Here is a 22,075-nt window from a genome sequence, read left to right on the forward strand (position 1 = left end):
GGGCGCTTCACACAGCACGGTTCACTAGGCTGGGCGGGTGAGCACAAACCTTTCCAAGATCTTCGTCGCGAGACTCATCGGCCTGGACGTCTTCGACCCGTTGGGCGACCGCCTGGGGCGATTGCGCGACGTCGTGGTGCTGTTGCGCCCGGGTAGCAAACCGTCGGTGCGCACCCGCCCGCTCGTCGTGGGTCTCGTGGTGGAGGTGCTCGGGAAGAAGCGTGTGTTCGTGCCCATGACGCGTGTTACGAGCATCGACGCGGAGCAGATCATCTCCACCGGGCTCGTGAACCTGCGCCGCTTCGAGCAGCGCGGTGCCGAGACGCTGGCCGTGGGTGAGCTCTTCGACCGCACCGTGGTGCTGTTGGACGGTTCCGGGACCGCCACGATCGAGGACGTGGCCATGGAGAAGAGCAACAACCGGGGTGACTGGGTCATTTCGCAGTTGTTCGTGCGCAGGTCGCAGGCCACGGGAGGCTTGATCCGGCGTCGTAATCAGACGCTCGTGGTGGACTGGGAGGACGCGGACGACCCGTCCAACGCGGGGCCGCAACCGGCCACGCAGTGGATCGCGCAGCACGAGGAGGACCAGGCCGCGGACATCGCGGACGAGCTGCGGGACATGCCGGACAAGCGCAAGCTCGAGATCGCGGCGGAACTGCAGGACGAGCGGCTCGCGGACGTGCTCGAGGAGCTGCCGGAGGACGACCAGGTCTTCATTCTGACCCACCTGGACAACGAGCGCGCCGTCACGCTGCTCGCCGAGATGGACCCCGACGACGCGACCGACCTGCTCAACGAACTGCCGGAAGCGGAGGCCGAGCGGTTCATCACCATGATGGAACCCGAGGACGCGGAGGACGTCCGGCGCCTGCGCGAGTACGAGGAGGGCACGGCCGGTTCGCTCATGACGCCCGTCCCCATCGTGCTGCCCCCGGAGGCCACCGTGGCGGAAGCGCTCGCGCACATCCGCCAGGAGGAGGTCATCCCGGCCGCGGCATCCGCGGTGCTCGTGTGCCGCCCGCCGCTCGAGACCCCCACGGGTAAGTACCTGGGTCTCGTGCACACGCAGCGACTGCTGCGTTACCCGCCGCCCGAGGCGATTGGTAACCTAATCGATCGGTCCATCGAGCCCGTCTCGGACCAGGCGTCCTTAGCCGACGTCGCTCGCGAACTGGCCACGTACGACCTCACGATCCTGCCGGTCGTCAACGACCAGGACCGGCTCGTGGGTGCGGTCACGATCGACGACGTCCTGGACGCCCTGCTGCCCGAGGACTGGCGCACGTACGACGACGGAACCCCGGTCCGGAAGGTGGGTAAGCGGTATGAGTAATCCCCGGCGCAGCGCGTCCTCGCAGTATTCGCCCGCCCCCCTGGACCAACCGCGCGAGAAACGCCCGGGGTACCTGACCCGCTTCCGCCCCAACCCGGACGCCTTCGGGCGGCTCACGGAGTCCTTCGCCCGCTGGATGGGCACGCCCCAGTTCTTGCTGTGGATGACCGTGTTCGTCACGGTGTGGTTGGCGTGGAACACCCTGGCGCCCGAGAGCATGCAGTTCGATCCGCGCGCGTTGAACTTCACGCTGCTGACACTGATGCTCTCGTTGCAGGCCTCCTACGCCGCTCCCTTGTTGCTGCTCGCGCAGAACCGGCAGGACGACCGTGACCGCGTGGTCGCCGAGGAGGACCGTAAACGCGGGCAACAGAACCTCGCGGACACCGAGTACCTCACCCGGGAGATCGCGTCCCTGCGCATCGCGTTGCGCGAGGTCGCGACCCGCGACTACGTCCGCTCCGAGTTGCGCGGGCTGCTCGAGGAGATCCTCGAGGACCAGGACCGCCGCGCCGCCGGTCAGGCCGCCGCGCAGTCCCAGGCCACCAAGTCCAAGACCAAGAAGTCCGAGGGCAAGAAGTCCGACGGCTCCACCAGGGCCCCGCGTGCGAAGAAGATCGAGCTCGAGGACCCCGAGCAGGAAGGACCGCATCAGTGAACGGGAGCACCATCGACCCCCGACTGCGCGCAGCCCTGGACGGCGTGATCGACCCCGAGCTGCGCCGCCCGGTGACCGAGCTCGGGATGATCCCCGAGGCCGTCCTCGAAGGCGGGACGGCACGCGTGACCGTGCTGCTCACGGTCTCCGGGTGCCCCATGCGCACCACGATCGAAGCGGATCTCCGTGCCGCCCTGAACGAGCTCCCAGACGTCCGCGACGTCGCCGTGGACGTGGGTGTGATGACCCCGGCGCAGCGCCAGGAACTGCAGGAGAAGCTCGGGCACCACCGCACCAACCCGTTCGCGGACCCGCATTCACTCACCCGCGTGCACGCGATCACGAGCGGCAAGGGCGGGGTGGGAAAGTCCAGCGTGACGGTGAACATCGCCGCCGCGCTGGCCGCGATGGGACGCACCGTGGGCATCGTGGACGCGGACATCCACGGCTTCTCAGTACCCGGTCTTCTGGGGATCGCGCAACCACCCACGCGCGTGGGGGACATGATCCTGCCGCCCGTCGTGGAGGTCCCGGAGGGTGCGGACCGCCGGCCCGAGGACAGCGCGGCTGGGGCCGGTCACCGCTCGCGCGGGGTGCTCAAGGTGATCTCGATCGGGATGTTCGTGGATCCCGCCCAGCCCGTGGCGTGGCGCGGCCCCATGCTGCACCGCGCGGTGGAGCAGTTCCTCACGGACGTGCACTTCGGGGACCTGGACCACCTGCTCCTGGACCTGCCCCCGGGCACGGGGGACATCGCGATCTCGGTGGGTCAGCTGCTGCCCCGCTCGGGCGTGGTCGTGGTCTCCACGCCCCAGCACGCCGCCGTGAGCGTGGCCCAGCGTTCGGGGACGCTCGCCGAGCAGACCGAGCAGAAGGTCACGGGCGTCGTCGAGAACATGTCTGCGATGGTCATGCCGGACGGCACGCGCATGGAAGTCTTCGGAGCGGGCGGTGGCGAGACGATCGCGAGCTCGCTGTCCGAGCGCCTGGGCTACCCCGTCCCCCTGCTCGGCAGCGTCCCCCTGGACGTCACCGTGCGGGAGGCCTCGGACCGCGGCGTGCCCGCGGTATGGGATCGGCCGAACTCCCCCGCCGCCGAGCAGCTGTGGGCCGTCGCGCGCGCCCTGGATCAGCAGGGCCGCGGGCTGGCCGGTAAGAATCTGGGCATCACGCCGCGCGGTTGAGCGATCTCCCTCGGGATGACGCCGCCGCACGGCCCGCTTCCCGCTCGCCCGGCACCTACCCGTCTGTTCACGCGGCGTCGACCTACGCGCGGCGTCGGTCTGATGACGGGACGGCTGTCAGCTCACGCGGCGCGCGGCCGATCGCGCGGCGGCCGGTTGCTCACGCCGCGCTCGACGGCTCACGTGGCCTCGGTGTCGAACGGGGCGCGTTCGCCTCGTGCGAGCCGTCGCACCGTGGGTGCGGCCACGGTAGAGGCCTCGTACTGGTGGCGGTTCTGTTCCTCGTCGTCCTCGAGCAGCGCTTCACGCACGATCACGCGCGGGTCGTACTGCCGGGGGTCAAGCTTGCGCCAGTCGAGGTCCGAGAATTCCGGGCCGAGAGTCGCCTTGAGATCGTCCGTGGCACCCGTGGCGTAGCGCCGGATGGACTTGACCATGTCCTTGAACTTCTCGGCGTACTCGGGCAACCGCTCGGGCCCGATGATCACCAGGGCCACGATGAGAATGATGATGGCTTCCCCGCCTGAAATCCCGAACACCCGCTGAGCCTATCAACGTCGTGGAACGCCCCGGTGGGGGCGGTCCTTAACCGAAAATTTCCTTGAGTCCGTCCGCGACCGTGGCCCCGAAACTCTCGTCCTTCTGCGAGGGTAGGCTGACCCGTCCCCGGTCCTCCGCCACGACGGCGCTCACGGTCTGGGCCAGGGTGGCCGGTGCGGTGTCCGATGTGAGGGTGTACACGGCGTCCGGGCGCACCATCACCGCGCGCCACGGTTGGGAGCGGTCCACCCACAACCGCGCGCCGTCGAGCACCGACCGGTGCATGCCCTCGGCGCCCACGGGGAGCCCGGTGATGCCGTCCATGGGGTTGTCGGGATTGATGTCGCCGCGCTGCTCCACGATGGTCACCGAGCCGTGATCGTTGTGCAGGGCCACCGCCACGACGGGCTGGCCCCCCACCTGCAACTGTTGGATATCCGCGACCGAGTACCCCTTCGCGGCCAGACCCGGAACGGCCCACCCCCGGGCGCGCAGGCTCTGGATGTCGGCCTCCGAGGTGGTGTCTACCATTCCCCGGGGACCGGGTGACCACGTGGCCTCCGACCGAGCGTCCGCGCTCTGGCGCTGCTGCACCTGCTTGCCCACGCTCCACACGGCGGTGGTCAGCAGGGCGACGCACACGCAGGCCGCGAAGGCGGTCATGAGACCCACGGCCCGCCGACTCGGCCGACGCCAGGGCCGGCGCACCCTGCTGCGACCCGCGACCCGTGTGGACACCCCGTCCCCCTCCCTGTTCGTCCCCTGCTGCGACCGCCCTGCGGCGGCCGCGTTCGACGCCCCAATTGTGCGGCAGGATTCTGACAGCGATCTGAACACCGACCGGGCGTTCCCGGCGGTGCCCTCAGACCGCGATAAGCTGAAGCACCGTAAGCCCGGACATGACGCCGGGCTCGCCACGTCGAAGCGCTGGGTCCGCGGGGATCCGGGCACACACAGCAGTGAAGGGCACGCCGCGTCCATGAGCACGGATAAAACCACGAGCTGGGCCTATTGCGAGGCCTACGCCACGGAGGACGAAACCGCTTTCCGTGCGCGCGAGCGCTCCCTGGCCCTGCGCTTGGACCCCGTGACCCCGGCCACCGCGGCGCTGCTGACCGTCCTGGCGTCGTCGTCCCGCCCCGCGACCGTGGTGGAAGTGGGCACCGGTGCGGGCGTCTCGGGGCTCGCGCTGCTGCGCGGGATGCCGTCCGAGTCCGTCCTCACGACCATCGACACCGACATCCGGGCCCTGCGCGCCGCGCGGGACACGTTCCGCGAGGCCGGTTTCGAAACCAAACGCACCCGCACGATTTCCGGTGCGGCCTCCCTGGTGCTGCCGCGGCTCACCGAGAACGCGTACGACATGGTGTTCATCGACGCGGACGTGGTCAACACCGCCGAGTACGTCATCGAGGGCGCCCGGTTGCTGCGTCACGGCGGGATGCTCGTGGTCAACGACGCCCTGCACCAGGACCTAGTCCCCCAGCCCGCGCAGCGCCAGGAGGAGACCGTGATCATGCGCGACGTCGTGCGCACCCTGCGGGACGAACCGCGGTTGTCCACGGCCGTGGTGCCCACGGGAACGGGTGTACTGCTGGCCGTCCGGCTGTGAGCGGCTCCCTGTTCAAGGACGCCGGACTCGTGGCCCTCGGCGGCGCCGCGGGGAGTCTGGCCCGCTGGTGGGTGTCCCTCGTGCTTCCGGCAGGATCCGGGTGGTCGTGGGCCACGTTCGCGGTCAATGCCTCCGGCGCCTTCCTACTCGGGCTGCTGCTCGAAGCGCTCACCAGCCCCGGCCGCAAGCGCCGTGGTGCCCACACCGCGCGCATGCTGCTCGGCACCGGACTTCTCGGCGGGTTCACCACCTACTCGACCTTCGCACTGGAGCTGTGGGAGCGCGTGCGCTCCGGGGCGAGCGCGGCCGCGTTCGGTGACGCGGTGCTGATGCTCGTCGCGGGGCTGGCCACCGCGGCCGCGGGTCTCGCGGTGGGCGCCTGGCTCCGGGGACGACGCCGCGGCACGCCCACCGCGGGAGCGGCGCGGTGATCGCGGCGCCCGCCGTGGCCCTGGGCGGCGCCGTGGGAGCGGTCCTGCGTTTCCTCGTGGACCGCGGGATCACCGCCCGGTGGGCTCCCACCTTCCCCGCGGCCACACTGCTGATCAACGTGACGGGGTCGTTCGTGCTCGGTGTGGTCACCGGACTGAGCGCGGTTCTGGGACCCGTGTGGACGCTCGCCCTGGGCACCGGGCTGTGCGGTGGCTACACCACGTTCTCCACGGCCATGGTGGACGCCGTACGGCTCGCGCGAGAACAACGTGCCGGGGCCGCGGTGGTGTCGGTGCTCGGAACCGTCCTGTGGAGTCTGCTCGCGGTGGCCGCGGGGCTCACCCTCGGGAGCCACTGGGCGTTCTGAGCCCCGAACGTCGCGAGGGCCCCTCACTCGATGTGAGGGGCCCTCGCGATACGGGCGTGGGGGGGGTGTCGGTGCTACTGCGTCACCGAAGCCAAGCACTCGCGCAATTCCGCGGCCTCGTCCGACTTGAGTTCCACCACCAGACGCCCTCCGCCTTCCAGGGGGACCCGCATGATCAGACTGCGTCCTTCTTTGGTGACCTCCATGGGTCCGTCACCCGTCCTCGGCTTCATGGCCGCCATTTATGAGCTCCTCTTCGTGAGTACTTACGCTCGCTATCTTATCGAACGCTCAGCCAGTACCGTGACCCGGCACACGACCCGGGAGCGCTCGGAACCATCTGTGCCGTAGCGCACAGCGCGTGCGTGGACAGCGCCTGCGGCATGGGCCGCCGCGCGGGGTCACGGCGGGTAGTCGCCACCGCCGGGTAGTTGCTTCCAGTGCCACAGCCACCCGACCCACACGATCTGCAGCACTGCCCCGAAGATCACGAGCAGCACCCGATAGGCGCGCGAGTCGCTCACGTGCACCAGGGCGGCGGCGAGCGGCGCCCACGGCAACAGCAACCGGAACGTGGAGCTCTGCGGGTTGAGCACGAGCAGCAGATAGCACCCGTAGGCCGCGATCCACACACGGACAAAGAACGGCAGGGCCCGCTTGACCGTGTCCGAGCGCAACAGCATCACGACCGCCGCCACGAGCACCACGGGAGCGACGAGTCCGGCGATCGGGCCCAGCAGATCGGTGGCCTCGTGGAACCACGGCAGCACGGGGATCACGTGCTGGCTCCCGCGCCAGGCGGCCTCCGTCTCGGTGTAGGCCGTGGGCTCCCGCGTGACGGCCCACGCGATGGCCGGCCACGCGAGGGCGGCAGCACACGCGATCAGCGCCACCACGAGCCAGCGGTCCAGGCACCGGTACCACGCCCGACGTCGCGCGAGCACGTCCCCCACGCTGCGCCACAACCACCACACCCCCAGCGCCGCGGCCAGGGCCACGCCCGTGGGTCGGGTCAGTGCCTGCGCCACCACGAACACGGTGACCCACACGGGCCGGTCCCGCACGACGCACAGCATGGCGCTCAGCAAGAACAGCATGCTCAGCGCCTCGGCGTACGGGGTCTGCAGCACGGGTGCCACGGGGTTGAACGCGAACACAGCCACGGCCCACAGTGCCGGGCGTGAGACGCCCCCGGGAGTGTGGGGCCCGGCCATCACGGGTGCTTGGCACACCAGTCGGTAGAACACCAGGGCCGCACCGAAACCGGCCACGAGGGACACCGTGGCGGCCGTGACGGCCCACCCGGTCCCGGTCAGTGCGTCGATGCCGCGCACGAGCAGCGGGAACACGGGGTAGAACGCCCACGCGTTCTCGGACACCGTGCCCAGCGAGTCCCGGGGCACCTGGAACGGATACCCCTCCCGGAAGATGGTGTGGTACCAGTCGGCGTCCCACGTGTTCACGAAATCCAGGTACCCCAGGGCGCCGTTGCCCCACGGCCCGGGACCCTGTTGGGCACCCACGACCGTGAACACCGCCCAGCCCCAGACCCGCGACACCCCGTAGACCACGAGCACGGCGAGCCACCACGGAGCCGCCGCCCACAGTCGACGCATCCTCCCCGCACGGGAGTCGTGCGCGCTGCGCGCGGGGTCCGCCACCGCCGTGGAACTCACGCGCCGGAACCGGGGGCGCCATCCGCGGGAGCGGCGTCGTCGCCCCCGGAACCGGGCGCCGCGGCGTCGACCGCTGCCTTCCCCGGGACGGGAGAGGCACCCGGGGCGGGGTCGGAGACCGGGATGCCGTCGTCGTCGGCGTGGACCGCGGTGAGGATCTCCACGACCTCGGCCACGCTGTCCGTGACCCGGAACAGTTCGAGGTCCGCGGTGGAGACCTTGCCGTCGGCCACCAGCGTGGTGGTGATCCAGTCCAGTAACGGGCCCCAGTAGTCCGTGCCCACCAGGATCACCGGGAAACGCGTGATCTTGCCCGTCTGCACGAGGGTCAGTGCCTCGAAGAGTTCGTCGAGCGTACCGAAGCCGCCCGGCAGCGCCACGAAGCCTTGGCTGTACTTCACGAACATGGTCTTGCGCGCGAAGAAGTAGCGGAAGTTGATGCCCAGGTCCACCCAGTCATTGAGGCGCTGTTCGTGGGGCAGCTCGATGCCGATCCCTACCGAGTGCGCGCCCACGTCCACCGCTCCCCTGTTCGCGGCCTCCATCACGCCGGGGCCGCCGCCCGTGACCACGGCGTAGCCGGCCTTGCCGATTTCCCGGCCCAGCTCGCGCGCGAGCTCGTACTCCGGGTGCCCCGGCGCGGTGCGCGCCGACCCGAAGACCGAGACGGCGGGGCCCAGGTTCGCGAGTGCGTCGAAGCCTTCAACGAACTCCGCCTGGATCCGCAGGACACGCCACGGGTCGGTGCGGGTGAAGTCGTCCGGTTCGGCGGGGCGCTGGTCCAGGAAACGCTGGTCGGACGTGCGCCGATGCAGCTGTTTGCGGCGCAGCACCACCGGCCCCTTGTGACGCTCGGGGGGTAGGGAACGTTCGTGCGGTGTCTCAGGGGTGTGCATGCCCACCAGGCTACGTTCTCGTGCTGCACGACGCCGCAGAACTCCCCTGCGGCATGCAACGCGGTGAGTACTCGAGCCAACCTCCCCCGCCTCGGATCGGATACCCGATCACCCCGCGCTCAGGACAACCAGGACGCGAGCGCACGGTGGCAGGCCCGGACGGCGTCATCGAACACGTGCTCGTCGTCGGTGTGGGCGAGCAGGGCGTCCCCGGGGCCGAAGTTCACGGCAGGCACCCCGGCCTCCGAGAAGCGGGCGACGTCGGTCCAGCCGTACTTGGGCATGGGCTCCCGCCCCACGGCGGCCACGAACTGCGCGGCGGAGGGCCGGTCCAGCCCGGGACGGGCCGCCGGCGAGAGGTCCTGCCACTCGAGCTCGTACCCGGTGAAGACCTCGCACATGTGGTCCTGTGCCTGCTCGAGGGACTTGTCCGGGGCGAAGCGGTAGTTGACCTCGACCCACGCGGTGTCCGGGATCACGTTGCCCGCGACTCCCCCGCCGATCCGGATCGCATTGAGCCCTTCACGGTAGTCGAGGCCCTCCACAGTCACGGTGCGCGCCTCGTACGCGCTCAACCGGGCCAGGACGTCCGCCTGCTTGTGGATCGCGTTCTCCCCGATCCACGAGCGCCCGGAGTGGGCGGCCTTGCCGTGGGTCGTGATCCGGAAACGCATGGTGCCGTTGCACCCGCCCTCCACGGTCCCGTTGGTCGGTTCGAGCAGCACCGCGAAGTCCGCCTCGAGCAGTTCGGGGCTGTTGCGCATCACGCGGCCCAGCCCGCTCGCATCGCTCGAGACCTCTTCGTGGTCGTAGAACACGTAGGTGACGTCCCGGTTGGGCTCGGTGAGTTCGTGCGCGAGCACCAGTTGGACGGCCACACCGCCCTTCATGTCGGTGGTGCCGCGGCCGTAGATCACGTCCCCGTCCGCTTCCCGACGCCGCGTGGCCGGGACCCCGCCCAGCGATCCCTCCACGGTGGGCAGGGGCACGGTGTCCAGGTGGCCGGCGAGGATCACGCGTTCGTCTCGGCCGCGGTCCGTGCGGGCGATCACGGTGTCCCCGTCCCGGTGGACACTGAGATGGGGCAGAGCGCGCAGGGCTGTTTCGACGGCGTCGGCCAGGGGGCCCTCGTGATCGGACACGGACTCCACGTCCACGAGCGCGGCGGTCAGATCCGCGGGATCCATGGTGAGGTCGAGGGTCACGGAAGCGTCTGAACTCATGCGTGCCAGCCTACAGTTTGCCCCTGCGCCCCGCAGTGGGCGTCGCGGTCGGCTGCCGCGGGGCCTCATTGACGAGCCGCGCGGGTCGGGTCATCTACCACCGGGTCACGGGGCATCTTTTAGGATGGGCCCATGACTTCAACGAGCGAGAGCACCGAGAATTCCCGTATCGCCTCCGGAGTGGGGCTGGCCACCGTGGTGGACTCCGGCGAGCGGGAGGGGACCGTGCTGGACGTCTTCTACCCTGCGCCGAGCCTGAGCGCCAACCCGGATACGAGCTACGAGGCGGATCTGCGCGTGGCCGCCACCACGGACCCGGATCGCAACGTGCGCTCCGAGATCGTGACCACCGTGATCAACCTGGACGAGGCACCCCAGGACGCCGCGGACGCCTACCTGCGCCTGCACCTGCTGTCCCACCGCTTGGTGCGGCCCAACACCCTCAACCTGGACGGCGTCTTCGGCAAGCTCGCGAACGTGGCGTGGACCAGCCGCGGTCCCGTGCTCGCGGAGGAACTGACCCGCTCCCTGCTGCGCCTGCGCGCCAGCGGGACCGTGACCGTGCTCGGCGTGGACAAGTTCCCGCGCATGGTCGATTACGTGGTGCCCTCCGGTGTGCGCATCGGTGACGCGGACCGCGTGCGCCTCGGTGCCTACCTGGGCGAGGGCACCACCGTGATGCACGAGGGGTTCGTGAACTTCAACGCCGGCACGCTCGGCGAGGCCATGGTTGAGGGCCGGATCTCCGCCGGCGTCGTGGTCCAGGACCACACGGACGTGGGCGGCGGCGCATCCATCATGGGCACGCTGTCTGGCGGCGGCAAGCAGCGGATCACGCTGGGCCAGCGCTGCCTGCTGGGCGCCAACGCGGGCGTGGGCATCTCCCTGGGTGACGACTGCGTCGTCGAGGCCGGCCTGTATGTCACCGCCGGTACCCGCGTGAGCCTCATCGAGGGCGGCGCCGAACCCCGCGTGGTCAAGGCGTCCGAGCTCTCCGGCGTGAACAACCTGCTGTTCCGCCGCAACTCCACCAACGGCGCCGTGGAGGCGCTGCCCCGCCAGGGCAGCACGGTGGAGCTCAACGCCGCACTGCACGCCAATTGATCCCCGCCGTCGCGCGTCCACGGATCGCGACGACGACGCCGCTCGGCCGGGTCCCGCAGCTCGCGGGCCCGGCCGCGCGTTTTCGTGAGGTCCACTGGATAAGGTGGGGACCATGAAGATTCTTGTCACCGGGGGAACCGGGTACATCGGCTCGCACACGGTTCTGGCGCTGCTCGAGGCGGGGCACGACGTCGTCGTCCTGGACAACCTGTCCAATTCGACCAAGACGTCGCTCGAGCGGGTGGCGGAACTCGCCGGACGCGACGTCGCGGCGTTCGAAGAGGTGGACCTGCTGGACCGCGAGGGTCTGGACCGCGTGTTCGCGCAGCACCGCCCGGACGCCGTGATCCACTTCGCGGGGCTCAAGGCCGTGGGGGAATCGGCGCAGAAGCCGCTGTGGTACTACACGAACAACGTCAGCGGGACCGTGAACCTGTTGTGGGCCATGGAGGAGAACGGGTGCCGCAGCATCGTGTTCTCGTCCTCGGCCACCGTGTACGGCGCCCCGGAGACCATGCCGCTGACCGAGAAGCTGTCCATGGACGCGCAGAACCCGTACGGCCGTACCAAGGAACACATCGAGGACATGCTTGCGGACCTCGCGGCCTCCGATGACCGCTGGTCCGTGGCCCTGCTGCGCTACTTCAACCCCGTGGGCGCGCACCAGTCCGGGCGGATCGGTGAGGACCCCTCGGGGATCCCCAACAACCTCATGCCGTTCGTCGCGCAGGTGGCCGTGGGCCGGCGCGAGAAGCTCATGGTCTTCGGCGACGACTACCCCACCCCGGACGGCACCGGCGTGCGCGACTACATCCACGTGGTGGACCTCGCGGACGGACACCTACGTGCCCTGGACCGGATCAGCCGGGACCACGGCGTGCACGTGTGGAACCTGGGCACCGGCCGCGGCTACTCCGTGCTGGAGGTCCGCGAGGCATTCCAGAAGGCCTCGGGCCGGGAGATCCGCTACGAGATCGCCCCGCGCCGCCCCGGCGACGCCGCTGTGTCCTACGCCGATCCCGCCTCCGCCCTCGCCGATCTGGGCTGGTCCGCGGACCGGGACATCGACACCATGTGCCGGGACCACTGGAACTGGCAGAAGAACAACCCGAACGGTTACGACGGCTGAGCCGAGCGGCGGCGTCGTCGGGTAGCGGGCGCGGCGCGCGCTGACGTCGGCCCGGCCCTCCGGAGCCGCCGCGCGTCACCGCCCCGCACCGACGAACGAGCCCCGATCACCGAACGGTGATCGGGGCTCGTCGGTTTGACCGGGGAACTCAGTTGGCGGTCGGGTAGTGGCGTTCACCCTCGCCCACGTAGAGCTGGCGGGGGCGGCCGATCTTGGTCTCGGGGTCCTCGATCATCTCGCGCCACTGCGCGATCCAGCCGGGCAGGCGGCCGATCGCGAAGAGCACGGTGAACATCTTCTCGGGGAAGCCCATGGCCTTGTAGATCAATCCCGTGTAGAAGTCCACGTTCGGGTAGAGCTTGCGCTCCACGAAGTAGTCGTCCGCGAGGGCCTTCTCCTCCAGGCCGATGGCCAGGTCCAGCAGCTCGTTGTTGCCGCCCATCTTGGCCAGGACGTCGTGCGCGTAGCCCTTGATGATGCGGGCACGGGGATCGTAGTTCTTGTAGACACGGTGCCCGAACCCCATGAGGCGGACGCCGTCCTCCTTGTTCTTGACCTTCTCCATGAACTCGTCCGCGGAGAGCCCACGGTTCTGGATCTGGTCCAGCATGGCCAGCACGGCCTCATTGGCACCGCCGTGCAGCGGGCCGTAGAGGGCGTTGATGCCCGCGGAGACGGACGCGAACATGTTGGCGTGGGAGGAACCCACCAGGCGCACCGTGGAGGTGGAGCAGTTCTGCTCGTGGTCCGCGTGCAGCATGAACAGGATGTCCAGGGTCTTGGCGACCACCGGGTCCACCTCGTAGTCCTCGGCGGGCACACCGAAGCACATGCGCAGGAAGTTCTCCGCGTAGTTGAGGTTGTTGTGGGGGTACAGCTGCGGCTCGCCCACGGACTTCTTGTACGCGTACGCGGCCAGAGTGGGGACCTTTGCGAGCAGGCGGATGGTGGAGATCTCCACCTGCTCCTTGTTGAACGGGTCCAGGGAGTCCGAGTAGAAGGTGGACAGCGCGGACACGGCCGAGGACAGCACGGGCATGGGGTGCGCGGAGCGGGGGAAGCCGTTGAAGAACATCTTGATGTCCTCGTGCACCATGGTGTGCGTGGTGATGCGGTGCTGGAAGTCCTCGTACTGCTCACGCGTGGGAAGCTCGCCGTAGATCAGCAGGTAGGCGGTCTCCAGGAAGTTGGAGTGCTCCGCAAGCTCCTCGATGGGGTAGCCGCGATAGCGCAGGATGCCCTGGGCGCCATCGATGTAGGTCACCGTGGAGCGCGTGTTCGCGGTGTTCACGAACCCGGGGTCGAAGCTGACGTTGCCGGTCTCCTTGAGCAGGGAGCCCACGCCGTAGCCCTTGTTGCCCTCGGTCACCTCCAGCACGGGGAGCTCGAGGGACTTGCCCTTCTCGTAGTTCAGCTCCACCTTGTCGGTGGACTTCTTGGCCTCTGCCATGATGTGTCCTTCACGGTTCGCTAGGTGTTCCACGACGGGTTCGCGGTGCGGTTCACCCCCACGCCGTCGTGGCGGTTCGGGTCGGTGCGCACCGGGCGGGAACACGATGTCATTCCCCACCAACCTACCCGTTGGTGTGATCGGGATTCCACTTGCCCACCCGTGTGCGGCGGGCTCAGACGGCGCCTGAGAGCCGTTGCACGGCGGCCGCCATGTGCTCGTCGCTCGCGGTCAGGGACAGCCGCACGTAGCCGTGCCCGGCGTCCCCGTAGAAGGTCCCGGGGCCCACCACGATGCCCAGGCGGGCGAAGCGTTCCACGGTGTCCCACGTGTCCTCACCGGCGGTGGCCCACAGGTACAGGCCGGCCTCGGAATGCTCGATCGTGAGCCCGAAGGCCTCCACGGCGGGCTTGAGTGCCTCGCGCCGCTGCCGGTAGAGGTTCTTCTGCGCCGTCACGTGCGCGGTGTCCCCCAGGGCCACACGCATGGCTTCCTGCACGGGATAGGGCACGATCATCCCGGCGTGCTTGCGCGAGTTGATGAGCGAGGGCATCAGCGCGGGGTCACCCGTGAGGAACGCCGCGCGGTAGCCCGCGAGGTTCGACTGCTTGGACAGCGAGTACGCGCTGAACAGCAGGGACGTGTCCCCGCCGCTCACGCGCGGGTCCAGGACGGACGGCACGGGTTCGCCACCGCGTGCGGGATCCCACTGACCCCAGCCGAGCTCGGCGTAGCATTCGTCGGAGACCACCACGGCCCCCTGCGAGCGGGCCTGGTCCACGAGCCGCTTGAGACTCTGCGCGTCCCGCACGATGCCCGTGGGATTGCCCGGCGAGTTGACCCACACCATGCGCACGCGCTCGCGCACCGAGGGCTCGAGCTCGTCCAGCGAGTCCGCGGCCACGGCCTCGGCGCCGGCGATCTGCGCCCCGATGTCGTACGTGGGGTAGGCGACCACGGGACGCACTACGACGTCGCCCGGGCCTAGACCCAGCAACAGCGGCAGCCACGCGACGAGTTCCTTGGACCCCACCGTGGGCATCACGGCGTCCGGGTCCAGATCGGGCACACCGCGACGATCGGCGAACCACGCGGCCACGGCCTCCCGCAGCGCGGGGGTCCCGTGCGTCGTGGGATACCCGGGGGCGTCCGCGGCGGCGGCGAGTGCATCCTGGATCACGAGCGGCGTGGGGTCCACCGGGGTCCCGATGGACAGGTCCACCACACCATCCGGGTGCTCCTGCGCGGTCCGGCGGTACGGCGCGAGGGAGTTCCAGGGGTAGTCGGGCAGGTTCAGACCGAATCCGCGGGCCACGCTCACCGGATCAGTCCTGGTTCTGCGGGGGCAGTTCCGCGATCATGGGGTGGTCCTTGTGGGTGTTGCCGAGCTTGGCGGCCCCACCCGGAGAGCCCAGATCGTCGAAGAACTCCACGTTCGCCTTGTAGTACTCGGCCCATTCCTCGGGGAGGTCGTCCTCGTAGTAGATGGCCTCCACGGGGCACACCGGTTCGCACGCACCGCAGTCCACACACTCGTCCGGGTGGATGTACAGGGATCGCTCGCCCTCGTAGATGCAGTCCACGGGACATTCCTCCACGCAGGCCTTGTCCTTGACATCCACGCACGGCTGCGCAATTACGTAAGTCACGGTTGACGAACCTCTCCTTCTGTTCCCAAGTCCTCGACCATTCTAGCGGCGGGCATTCGAGGCTACCGCGCCCGCGAGCGCACCAGCCAATGCCCCGTAACAATCACGGAGGCCATGACCGCCACGAAGATCACGGCGAACCACAGCAACCCCACGATCCCCACGGGCTCGGCCCATGTGGTGACCACGAGCGCCGAGCCCTCTCGCAGGTACGCGGTGGCCCAGGCGATCACGTACGTCACGAGCCCTGGGACGGCAGCCGCCCACACGCGCCGGGTCGCGGTACCGCACCACACGCTCGCGCACAGCAGCAGCGCCCCGGAGAATACGAGCCCCCACGGGAGCCACCAGCCGTCCAGGTACCAGATGTTGGCGTGCATGGCCGTGGCCACCGCTCCCGCCACGAGTCCCGTGAGCAGTGCCGTCACCAACGACGACGCCGCTCCCGGCCGTTGCTTCTCGGCTCCCCCGGGCGCGTGGTCGCCGGCGGTCTGCACGGCCGGGGCGCTCTCCCACGGGGCGGTGCGGCGCAGTCCGGACGCGCTCATTATCCGCCCCGGCGTAACAGGCGGAACGTCTCGGTGGCACTGAGGGTCTGCGGCACGCCGTTGGACAGCTCGTACGTGGTGCCCTGCGGGTCCTCGCCCAGGGTGATCTGTGTGGCGTGCGCCGCCATTGCGGCGCGCTTCACCGCCAGATCACCGTGGATCGCCGCTTGCGGCCGTTCGTCCGAGGGGTTCACGTCGCTCTCGATCCCCCACGTCAGGGGGACGTCCCACGCGTCGTGGGCGGTGTCCGGTGCTGACGCTGCGAGGTCCACGGCGCGCAGCGTGACCCCGTGCGTGGCCACGTGGTCCGGGTGACCGTACCCGCCGTCGTCGTCGTACGTGATCACGGCGTGGGGACGCACCGCACGGATAGCTGCGGCCACGTGGGCGGCGGCCTCCTGCGGATCCGCCGCCGTGAGCGCTGCGGGTGAGACGTCCTCGGCGGGCTGCGGGCGGCCGTCGGGCCCCCAGCTCATCCCGGAATCCACGTACTTGTCCGCGCCGTTGGCGAAACCCTCGGTGGGATCGTGGGCGGGGGGCTCCCCCGCGAAGAACCGGTCCGCGAGCCCCATGGCGGCCGCGGCGGCGTCGAGCTCACCCACGCGGTAGAGCCCCAGCGCGGTGCCGTCGGTGTCCGGGCACCCGGGTTGGCCCACCTCGAGATGACGCAGGGCGGGCGGGATAACCTCACCGCGTTCGCCGCGCGTCATGGTCAGCAACACCGTGGTGGCGCCCAGCGCGCCGTAGTACCCGATGGATACGCCCGTGACGATGGCTTCGTCGTCCGGGTGGGCGTGCACCCACAACACACGAGCCCGGGCGGGGTCCACGCCCCCGGGGAGCAGTGTCTCCACCGCCCCCTCGGTCGCGTGTCCCCCGCCCGGGTATCGAGGATCGGCCACGATCAGGCGCGCGCCCGCTGCCGGGCGACCTTGAGGCGCTCGTTGGCGTCCAGGACCACCTTGCGGATGCGGATGGCCTCCGGGGTGACCTCCACGCACTCGTCCTCGCGCGCGAACTCGAGGGACTCCTCGAGCGTGAGCTTGCGCGGGGGCGTGAGGTTCTCGAAGCTGTCCGCCGTGGACGAGCGCATGTTGGTGAGCTTCTTCTCCTTGGTGATGTTCACGTCCATGTCGTCCGCGCGGGAGTTCTCACCCACGATCATGCCCTCGTAGACCTCGGAGGTGGGCTCCACGAAGAACGAGCCGCGCTCCTGCAGGTTGATCATGGCGTACGGGGTGACCACACCGGCGCGGTCCGCGATCATGGAACCGTTGGTGCGGTACTCGATCTCCCCGGCCCACGGCTCGTAGCCGTCCGCGTAGGAGGACGCGATGCCCGCGCCACGGGTCTCCGTGAGGAACTTGGTGCGGAAGCCGATCAGACCGCGCGAGGGGACCTTGAACTCCATGCGCACCCACCCGGTGCCGTGGTTGCTCATGCCCTCCATGCGGCCCTTGCGCGCGGCCATGAGCTGGGTGATCGCACCCAGGAACTCGTCCGGAGCATCGATCGTCATGTGCTCGTAGGGCTCGTGCACCTTGCCGTCCACGGTCCTGGTGACCACCTGTGGTTTGCCCGCGGTGATCTCGAAGCCCTCGCGGCGCATCTGCTCCACGAGGATGGCCAGGGCCAGCTCACCGCGGCCCTGCACCTCCCACGCGTCCGGGCGCTGGGTGGGCAGCACGCGCAGCGAGACGTTACCGATGAGCTCCTTGTCCAGGCGGTCCTTGACCTGGCGCGCGGTGACCTTGGCCCCCTTGACGCGTCCGGCCAAGGGCGACGTGTTGATCCCGATGGTCATGGAGATCGCGGGATCGTCCACCGTGATCAGCGGCAGCGGCTCGGGGTTCTCGAGGTCCGTGAGGGTCTCACCGATGGTGATGTCCTCGATCCCGGCCACGGCCACGATCTCACCGGGCCCGGCGCTCTCCGCGGGCACCCGGTCCAGGCCCTTGGTGGCCAGCAGTTCGGAGATGCGCACGCTCTTGAGGGTTCCGTCGTGACGCGCCCACGCCACGGTCTGGCCCTTCTTCAGCGTCCCGTTGAAGATGCGCAGCAGGGCCAGGCGACCCAGGAACGGGGAGGCGTCCAGGTTGGTCACGTGCGCCTGCAGCACGCCGTCCGGGTTGTAGGACGGCGCGGGGATGTGCTCGATGATGGTGCGGAACAGCGGCTCGAGGTCCTCATTGTCCGGCAGTTCGCCGTTGCCGGGCTGGTCGGTGGAGGCACGGCCGGCCTTGCCGGAGGCGTAGACCACGGGCACGTCCAGGACGGCGTCCAGGTCCAGGTCCGGGTGGTCCTCGGCGATGTCCGAGGCCAGGCCCAGCAGCAGGTCCATGGTGTCGGAGACGACCTCGTCGATCCGGGCGTCCGGGCGGTCCACCTTGTTGACGACGACGATCACGGGCAGCTTGGCCTCGAGGGCCTTGCGCAGCACGAACCGGGTCTGGGGCAGCGGGCCCTCGGAGGCGTCCACGAGCAGCACGACGCCGTCCACCATGGACAGACCGCGCTCCACCTCGCCACCGAAATCGGCGTGACCCGGGGTGTCGATCACGTTGATCGTGATGGTCTCACCGTTGGCCGCGGGGCCGTCGTAGAACACCGTGGTGTTCTTGGCCAGGATGGTGATGCCCTTCTCCCGCTCCAGGTCGCCCGAGTCCATGACCCGTTCCTCGACCTCTCCGTGGCTGGAGAACGCGTTCGTCTGCTGGAGCATGGCATCGACGATGGTGGTCTTGCCGTGGTCAACGTGGGCCACGATGGCCACGTTGCGCAGATCGGCGCGCTGGGTGGTGGTTTCAGACATGCACAGGTCTCTCTTCATGAGTGGATGCAGAGGGGAATCGTGGCGATTCTACTCCCCTCCGCCACCACCCGGAGCACACGTGATGCATGTCTCCCGTGTACTCAGCCGAGCAGTTCGGGGCGCTGCCATTCCTCATCCAGCACGTGTTCGGCCAGGAACGCGAGCACGGTCTCGTACCACGCCCGCGAGTTGGCCGGCTTGAGGATCCAGTGGTTCTCGTCCGGGAAGTACAGGAACCGGTGGCCCTCCACCCGGGTGCGCAGCTGCAGATCGGACCACAGCTCGATGCCCTGGGAGATCGGGACCCGGTAGTCCTTGTCCCCGTGGATCACGAGCATGGGGACCTGGATCCGGTCCACGAACCGGTGCGGTGAGTACACGGCGGCCTGGGCCGGGCCCATGGCCTCACGCCACTCGGTGTTGTCCGTGGTGGCACCCATGGAGTCCAAGTTCCACAGGGACGCGTGGGTCACGATGCACCGGAACCGGTCCGCCGTCTGGGTGGCCACCCAGTTGGCCATGTACCCGCCGTAGGAACCGCCCAGCAGGGCTTGGCGCTGGGCATCGATGTCCGCCCGCTGCGTCGTGGCCTCCACGAGGGCCATCACGTCCGTGAACGGCGCCCCGCCGAGCTCCTGCTGACCGCGGTCGATCATGGCCTGTCCGTAACCCGTGGAGATGGCCGGGTCCGGGAACAGCACGGCATAACCGCGGGCCACGAACGGCCACGGATTCCAACGCCAGCTCCACTGGTTGTTGGACGCCCACGGCCCACCGTGAACGAACACGAGCAACGGGTGTTCGGTTCCTTCCCCCTCGGGCAGCGCGAGCCACGCGCGGATGCTCGTCCCGTCCTCGGCGGTCGTGGTGACCTCCTCGAGGCGGCCGGGGACGGCGTCGTCGGGCACGAGACCGTCGATCCGGGTGGGCTCGGCGCAGAACTCCCGACCGGACCACGTCACCGCCTCGAGGGGGTGGTCGTAGGTGGCCCGCAGACCGTAGAACGCGTCCCCCACGGGGTGGACCGCGCAATAGGTCCACGGCTGCTCGGCACCGCCGGCCAGGACGTCGATCGAGGAGTCCCCGCCCCGCGGGCACGTGACCCGTAGCACGATCCCCCGGCCCTGATAGTCGGACGTGCACACGAAGGAGTCGTCATCGATCCACCGGGATTCCCCCGCCCAGTATTCGTCTGTGGGCACCACTTCCGTGTCCCGACCCGTGCGCAAGTCGTGGACCCACAGCGAGATCTGCAGGTTGACGCCGTCGCGCCACACGACGTCCCGCTCCAGGACGACCCGGCTGCCGTCCGGGGAGACGGGCCCGGGCTCCCACCAGTCCTCCTCGGTGGCGTCCCGGAACAGTTCGGCCTGACCGGCGCCGTCTGCCGTGATCGGCACCCGCCACAGCTGGGACCGTTCCCAGCCCTCCGGCAACCACGCGGTCAACTGTGCGATCAGCCAGGTGCCGTCCGGGGCGACCGAGTAGCGCGTCAACCGCCCGGCGGGCAGGTCCACGCGGCGCACGGCCTCCCCCGCGTCCCGGGACTCGGCGAGCGCGGCGGTGTCCACGAACCACAGGGCGGTCTCGGCGGCTGGGAGATCGTGGTCCCAATACCGGAACGGCGCGCGCTCGTAGAGCATGGGACTCGCCCCGGATTCCTCACGCAATTCGTGCAGTTCACGGTTGCGGGCGAGCTCGTCCGCCGCACCCTTGGCACTCGGGTACATGCCCGAGAGGAAGAACAGCATGTCCCCGCCCAGCTTGGGGTCCGAGATGCCCTCGGGCATGTCCAGCACCATGCGGGCGTCGCCCCGTTCGGGGAGCAACCACAACCGGGAGCGCTTCTCGTGGTCCCCGTCCATGGGTCGGTCGGACGTGAAGTAGAGCTCTCCCGACGGCGCCGGGCACACCTCTTGGACTCCGTGATCGCCGGAGGTCAGGGGGACAGGTGCACGATCGCCGTCGGTCGGGCGGGGTACCGACCACGCGTGTTTGACGTAGCGCTTACCGTCTGAGGACAGTTCCTGCCGCAGGGCGATCACCGGGCCGTTCCGGTGTCCGCTCAATCCGGTGAGCCGTGGGGTGGCCACGAGCTGTTCGGGAGTTTCATAACGGGGTGTCATATGAGTCACATTACAGACGTGCCGGTCACGCATAAGCGCCCACGTGTCACCCCAGCCACTAACGTGGCCCTCGGCCACGTGGCGCAGCGGTGGCGGATGGGAGTGGAACGCATGAGTTCGGACAAGGGGACGGTGGCGTGGGCGGTGCGCGTCACGGTTCCCGTGGCCATGGGATACCTGCCGCTCGGGATGGCCTTCGGCGCCTATGCGGTCTCGCTGGGGTTCGCTCCCTACCTGGCGCCCCTCACGGCTCTCGTGGTCTTCGCGGGCTCGATCGAGTTCCTGCTCGTGGGATTGGTCTCGGCGGGAGCGGGCCTGCTACAGATCGCCGTGACCACTCTGCTGGTCAACAGCCGACACATCTTCTACGGCTTCTCCTATCCCACCCACCTGCTGCGTTCGCCCTTCGCCAAGTTCTACGGCCCCTATGCCCTGACCGACGAGGCCTATGCGCTGATCAACAGCGGCGTGCGCCCCACCACGCAGCACGAGCTCATGCTGATCCAGGGCATCTCCCAGTTCTACTGGGTCTTCGGTGCCGCGGTCGGAGCCGTGGCCGGCGGACTCATCCCGGAATCGTTCGACGGTTTCGACTTCGCACTGACCGGGTTGTTCACCCTGTTGTTCGTGAGCGCCCTGAGCGCGGCCTCGCAGCGCGTGATGATCGTGCTCGCTGCCCTCGCCTCCATTGCGGTGGGGCTGCTGCTGCCCCGCGACCTGTTCCTACTCGGTGCCATGCTGTGCTACGCGGTGCTATGCGTCGTGCTCGTCAAACGCCCACGGCACGGTCGTTCGCCCCAGACCGCGGAAGGCGGCGCCTGAGATGCTCGCAGCCATCGTCGTGTGCGCCGCTGTGACCTATTCGTTGCGCCTGTTCCCCGTGTTGTTGGCCCATCGGTTCCGCGATCGCGAGGACCTGCGGGAGATCTCCACCCTGCTCCCCGCGGGACTCATGTTGATCCTGGTCGCCTATACATTGCTGGAGGCCGATTCCGGGGTGCAGTTGAGCCGATTGATTCTCGCGGCGGTGATTTCCGTGATCGTGAACGCGGTGAGCAAGAATTTCCTGATGGCATTCATCGCGGGATTCGCGGTATATTCATTGTCGGGATTACTCCTGTAAATTGTCGAGATAATTCGAGCGGCCCCGGAAACTCTGAGCCCCACCGCGCAGTGAGTGAGCACACACGCCCCGCGCGCATCTGCGATGAGCCGACGACGGGGTCGCAAGCTCACTCGAACCATTAGATCAAATATTGTTTTCCTATTCTGGTGAGTGCACCCTCAACAAACTCAGGCATACCTAACCCCAATTGGGTAACGACCTTTTACC

23 protein-coding genes are annotated in these 22,075 nt (G+C 69.0%); 10 read left to right on the forward strand and 13 right to left on the reverse strand.

Going from position 1 to position 22,075, the window contains the following annotated elements; translation table 11 throughout:
- Positions 1-37 precede the first annotated feature (37 nt).
- The 3 genes from Q9R22_RS12565 to Q9R22_RS12575 are packed head-to-tail and all read left to right on the forward strand — an operon-like array spanning position 38 to position 3,178.
- Positions 38-1,336: a magnesium transporter MgtE N-terminal domain-containing protein gene (locus tag Q9R22_RS12565; protein ID WP_064846075.1), complete on the forward strand. Its 1,299-nt coding sequence runs from the start codon at positions 38-40 to the stop codon at positions 1,334-1,336.
- A complete protein-coding gene (locus tag Q9R22_RS12570) occupies positions 1,329-1,994 on the forward strand; it encodes a DUF1003 domain-containing protein (RefSeq protein WP_085107180.1) in 666 nt (221 codons plus the stop codon). The genes Q9R22_RS12565 and Q9R22_RS12570 overlap by 8 nt, the downstream gene beginning before the upstream one ends.
- A complete protein-coding gene (locus tag Q9R22_RS12575) occupies positions 1,991-3,178 on the forward strand; it encodes a P-loop NTPase (protein ID WP_085107178.1) in 1,188 nt (395 codons plus the stop codon). Before Q9R22_RS12570 ends, Q9R22_RS12575 begins: the two co-directional genes overlap by 4 nt.
- A 179-nt stretch (positions 3,179-3,357) precedes the next feature.
- Here the strand turns inward: Q9R22_RS12575 and Q9R22_RS12580 are convergent, their stop codons facing one another.
- A complete protein-coding gene (locus Q9R22_RS12580) occupies positions 3,358-3,717 on the reverse strand; it encodes a sec-independent translocase (RefSeq protein ID WP_085107176.1) in 360 nt (119 codons plus the stop codon).
- A 46-nt stretch (positions 3,718-3,763) separates the two neighbouring features.
- Positions 3,764-4,381, reverse strand: coding sequence for a hypothetical protein (locus Q9R22_RS12585; RefSeq protein WP_131332601.1), 618 nt, complete (start codon positions 4,379-4,381; stop codon positions 3,764-3,766).
- A gap of 316 nt (positions 4,382-4,697) precedes the next feature.
- On the opposite strand from Q9R22_RS12585, the gene Q9R22_RS12590 reads away from it, so the two are divergent.
- The 3 genes from Q9R22_RS12590 to crcB are packed head-to-tail and all read left to right on the forward strand — an operon-like array spanning position 4,698 to position 6,129.
- Positions 4,698-5,330, forward strand: a complete 633-nt coding sequence (locus tag Q9R22_RS12590; RefSeq protein ID WP_064846071.1) for an O-methyltransferase — start codon at positions 4,698-4,700, stop codon at positions 5,328-5,330.
- Positions 5,327-5,761, forward strand: coding sequence for a CrcB family protein (locus Q9R22_RS12595; protein ID WP_131332600.1), 435 nt, complete (start codon positions 5,327-5,329; stop codon positions 5,759-5,761). Before Q9R22_RS12590 ends, Q9R22_RS12595 begins: the two co-directional genes overlap by 4 nt.
- The gene (gene crcB / locus Q9R22_RS12600; RefSeq protein ID WP_064846069.1) at positions 5,758-6,129 is read left to right on the forward strand and encodes a fluoride efflux transporter CrcB; all 372 of its coding nucleotides are present in this window, start codon (positions 5,758-5,760) and stop codon (positions 6,127-6,129) included. The genes Q9R22_RS12595 and crcB overlap by 4 nt, the downstream gene beginning before the upstream one ends.
- Positions 6,130-6,203: 74 nt before the next feature.
- On the opposite strand, the gene Q9R22_RS12605 is transcribed toward crcB, so the two are convergent.
- The 4 genes from Q9R22_RS12605 to dapE all read right to left on the reverse strand — a co-directional run bounded on the left by Q9R22_RS12605 (position 6,204) and on the right by dapE (position 9,924).
- Positions 6,204-6,371, reverse strand: a complete 168-nt coding sequence (locus tag Q9R22_RS12605) for a DUF3117 domain-containing protein (RefSeq protein WP_064846068.1) — start codon at positions 6,369-6,371, stop codon at positions 6,204-6,206.
- A gap of 159 nt (positions 6,372-6,530) precedes the next feature.
- Positions 6,531-7,805, reverse strand: a complete 1,275-nt coding sequence (locus Q9R22_RS12610; protein ID WP_242670635.1) for a hypothetical protein — start codon at positions 7,803-7,805, stop codon at positions 6,531-6,533.
- Entirely contained in the window at positions 7,802-8,701 is a 900-nt protein-coding gene (locus tag Q9R22_RS12615) for a TIGR00730 family Rossman fold protein (protein WP_242670633.1), read from the reverse strand. Before Q9R22_RS12615 ends, Q9R22_RS12610 begins: the two co-directional genes overlap by 4 nt.
- 119 nt (positions 8,702-8,820) lie before the next feature.
- Entirely contained in the window at positions 8,821-9,924 is a 1,104-nt protein-coding gene (gene dapE, locus Q9R22_RS12620; protein ID WP_131332599.1) for a succinyl-diaminopimelate desuccinylase, read from the reverse strand.
- A 132-nt stretch (positions 9,925-10,056) separates the two neighbouring features.
- On the opposite strand from dapE, the gene dapD reads away from it, so the two are divergent.
- Entirely contained in the window at positions 10,057-11,028 is a 972-nt protein-coding gene (gene dapD, locus Q9R22_RS12625) for a 2,3,4,5-tetrahydropyridine-2,6-dicarboxylate N-succinyltransferase (protein ID WP_131332598.1), read from the forward strand.
- A 112-nt stretch (positions 11,029-11,140) separates the two neighbouring features.
- The gene (gene galE, locus Q9R22_RS12630; protein ID WP_131332597.1) at positions 11,141-12,157 is read left to right on the forward strand and encodes a UDP-glucose 4-epimerase GalE; all 1,017 of its coding nucleotides are present in this window, start codon (positions 11,141-11,143) and stop codon (positions 12,155-12,157) included.
- 148 nt (positions 12,158-12,305) lie between these two features.
- On the opposite strand, the gene Q9R22_RS12635 is transcribed toward galE, so the two are convergent.
- The 7 genes from Q9R22_RS12635 to Q9R22_RS12665 all read right to left on the reverse strand — a co-directional run bounded on the left by Q9R22_RS12635 (position 12,306) and on the right by Q9R22_RS12665 (position 20,742).
- Positions 12,306-13,607 (reverse strand): citrate synthase, encoded by a 1,302-nt coding sequence (locus tag Q9R22_RS12635; RefSeq protein ID WP_131332596.1) that lies wholly within the window; start codon positions 13,605-13,607, stop codon positions 12,306-12,308.
- A 175-nt stretch (positions 13,608-13,782) separates the two neighbouring features.
- Complete coding sequence (gene dapC, locus Q9R22_RS12640; protein ID WP_131332595.1) at positions 13,783-14,928, reverse strand: succinyldiaminopimelate transaminase; 1,146 nt, start codon at positions 14,926-14,928, stop codon at positions 13,783-13,785.
- 4 nt (positions 14,929-14,932) lie between these two features.
- Positions 14,933-15,256 (reverse strand): ferredoxin, encoded by a 324-nt coding sequence (gene fdxA / locus Q9R22_RS12645; RefSeq protein WP_131332594.1) that lies wholly within the window; start codon positions 15,254-15,256, stop codon positions 14,933-14,935.
- A 62-nt stretch (positions 15,257-15,318) separates the two neighbouring features.
- Entirely contained in the window at positions 15,319-15,804 is a 486-nt protein-coding gene (locus Q9R22_RS12650) for a hypothetical protein (RefSeq protein ID WP_240505702.1), read from the reverse strand.
- Complete coding sequence (locus tag Q9R22_RS12655) at positions 15,804-16,658, reverse strand: PIG-L family deacetylase (RefSeq protein ID WP_242670631.1); 855 nt, start codon at positions 16,656-16,658, stop codon at positions 15,804-15,806. Before Q9R22_RS12655 ends, Q9R22_RS12650 begins: the two co-directional genes overlap by 1 nt.
- A 50-nt stretch (positions 16,659-16,708) precedes the next feature.
- Complete coding sequence (gene typA, locus Q9R22_RS12660) at positions 16,709-18,616, reverse strand: translational GTPase TypA (protein ID WP_064846062.1); 1,908 nt, start codon at positions 18,614-18,616, stop codon at positions 16,709-16,711.
- 101 nt (positions 18,617-18,717) lie between these two features.
- Positions 18,718-20,742 carry an alpha/beta fold hydrolase gene (locus Q9R22_RS12665; protein WP_131332592.1) on the reverse strand — a complete coding sequence of 675 codons (2,025 nt, stop codon included), beginning with the start codon at positions 20,740-20,742 and terminating at the stop codon, positions 18,718-18,720.
- Positions 20,743-20,853: 111 nt separating this feature from the next.
- Between Q9R22_RS12665 and Q9R22_RS12670 the strand changes: the two genes are divergently transcribed.
- Together Q9R22_RS12670 and Q9R22_RS12675 are read left to right on the forward strand one after the other, a co-directional pair.
- Complete coding sequence (locus Q9R22_RS12670; protein ID WP_131332591.1) at positions 20,854-21,564, forward strand: AzlC family ABC transporter permease; 711 nt, start codon at positions 20,854-20,856, stop codon at positions 21,562-21,564.
- A 1-nt stretch (position 21,565) separates the two neighbouring features.
- On the forward strand, positions 21,566-21,865 hold the full coding sequence (locus tag Q9R22_RS12675) for an AzlD domain-containing protein (RefSeq protein ID WP_131332590.1): 300 nt from the start codon (positions 21,566-21,568) through the stop codon (positions 21,863-21,865).
- Positions 21,866-22,075: the final 210 nt, after the last annotated feature.

It is taken from the genome of Kocuria sp. PD6, from assembly GCF_031844145.1.
In the GTDB taxonomy this organism is placed as follows: domain Bacteria; phylum Actinomycetota; class Actinomycetes; order Actinomycetales; family Micrococcaceae; genus Kocuria; species Kocuria marina.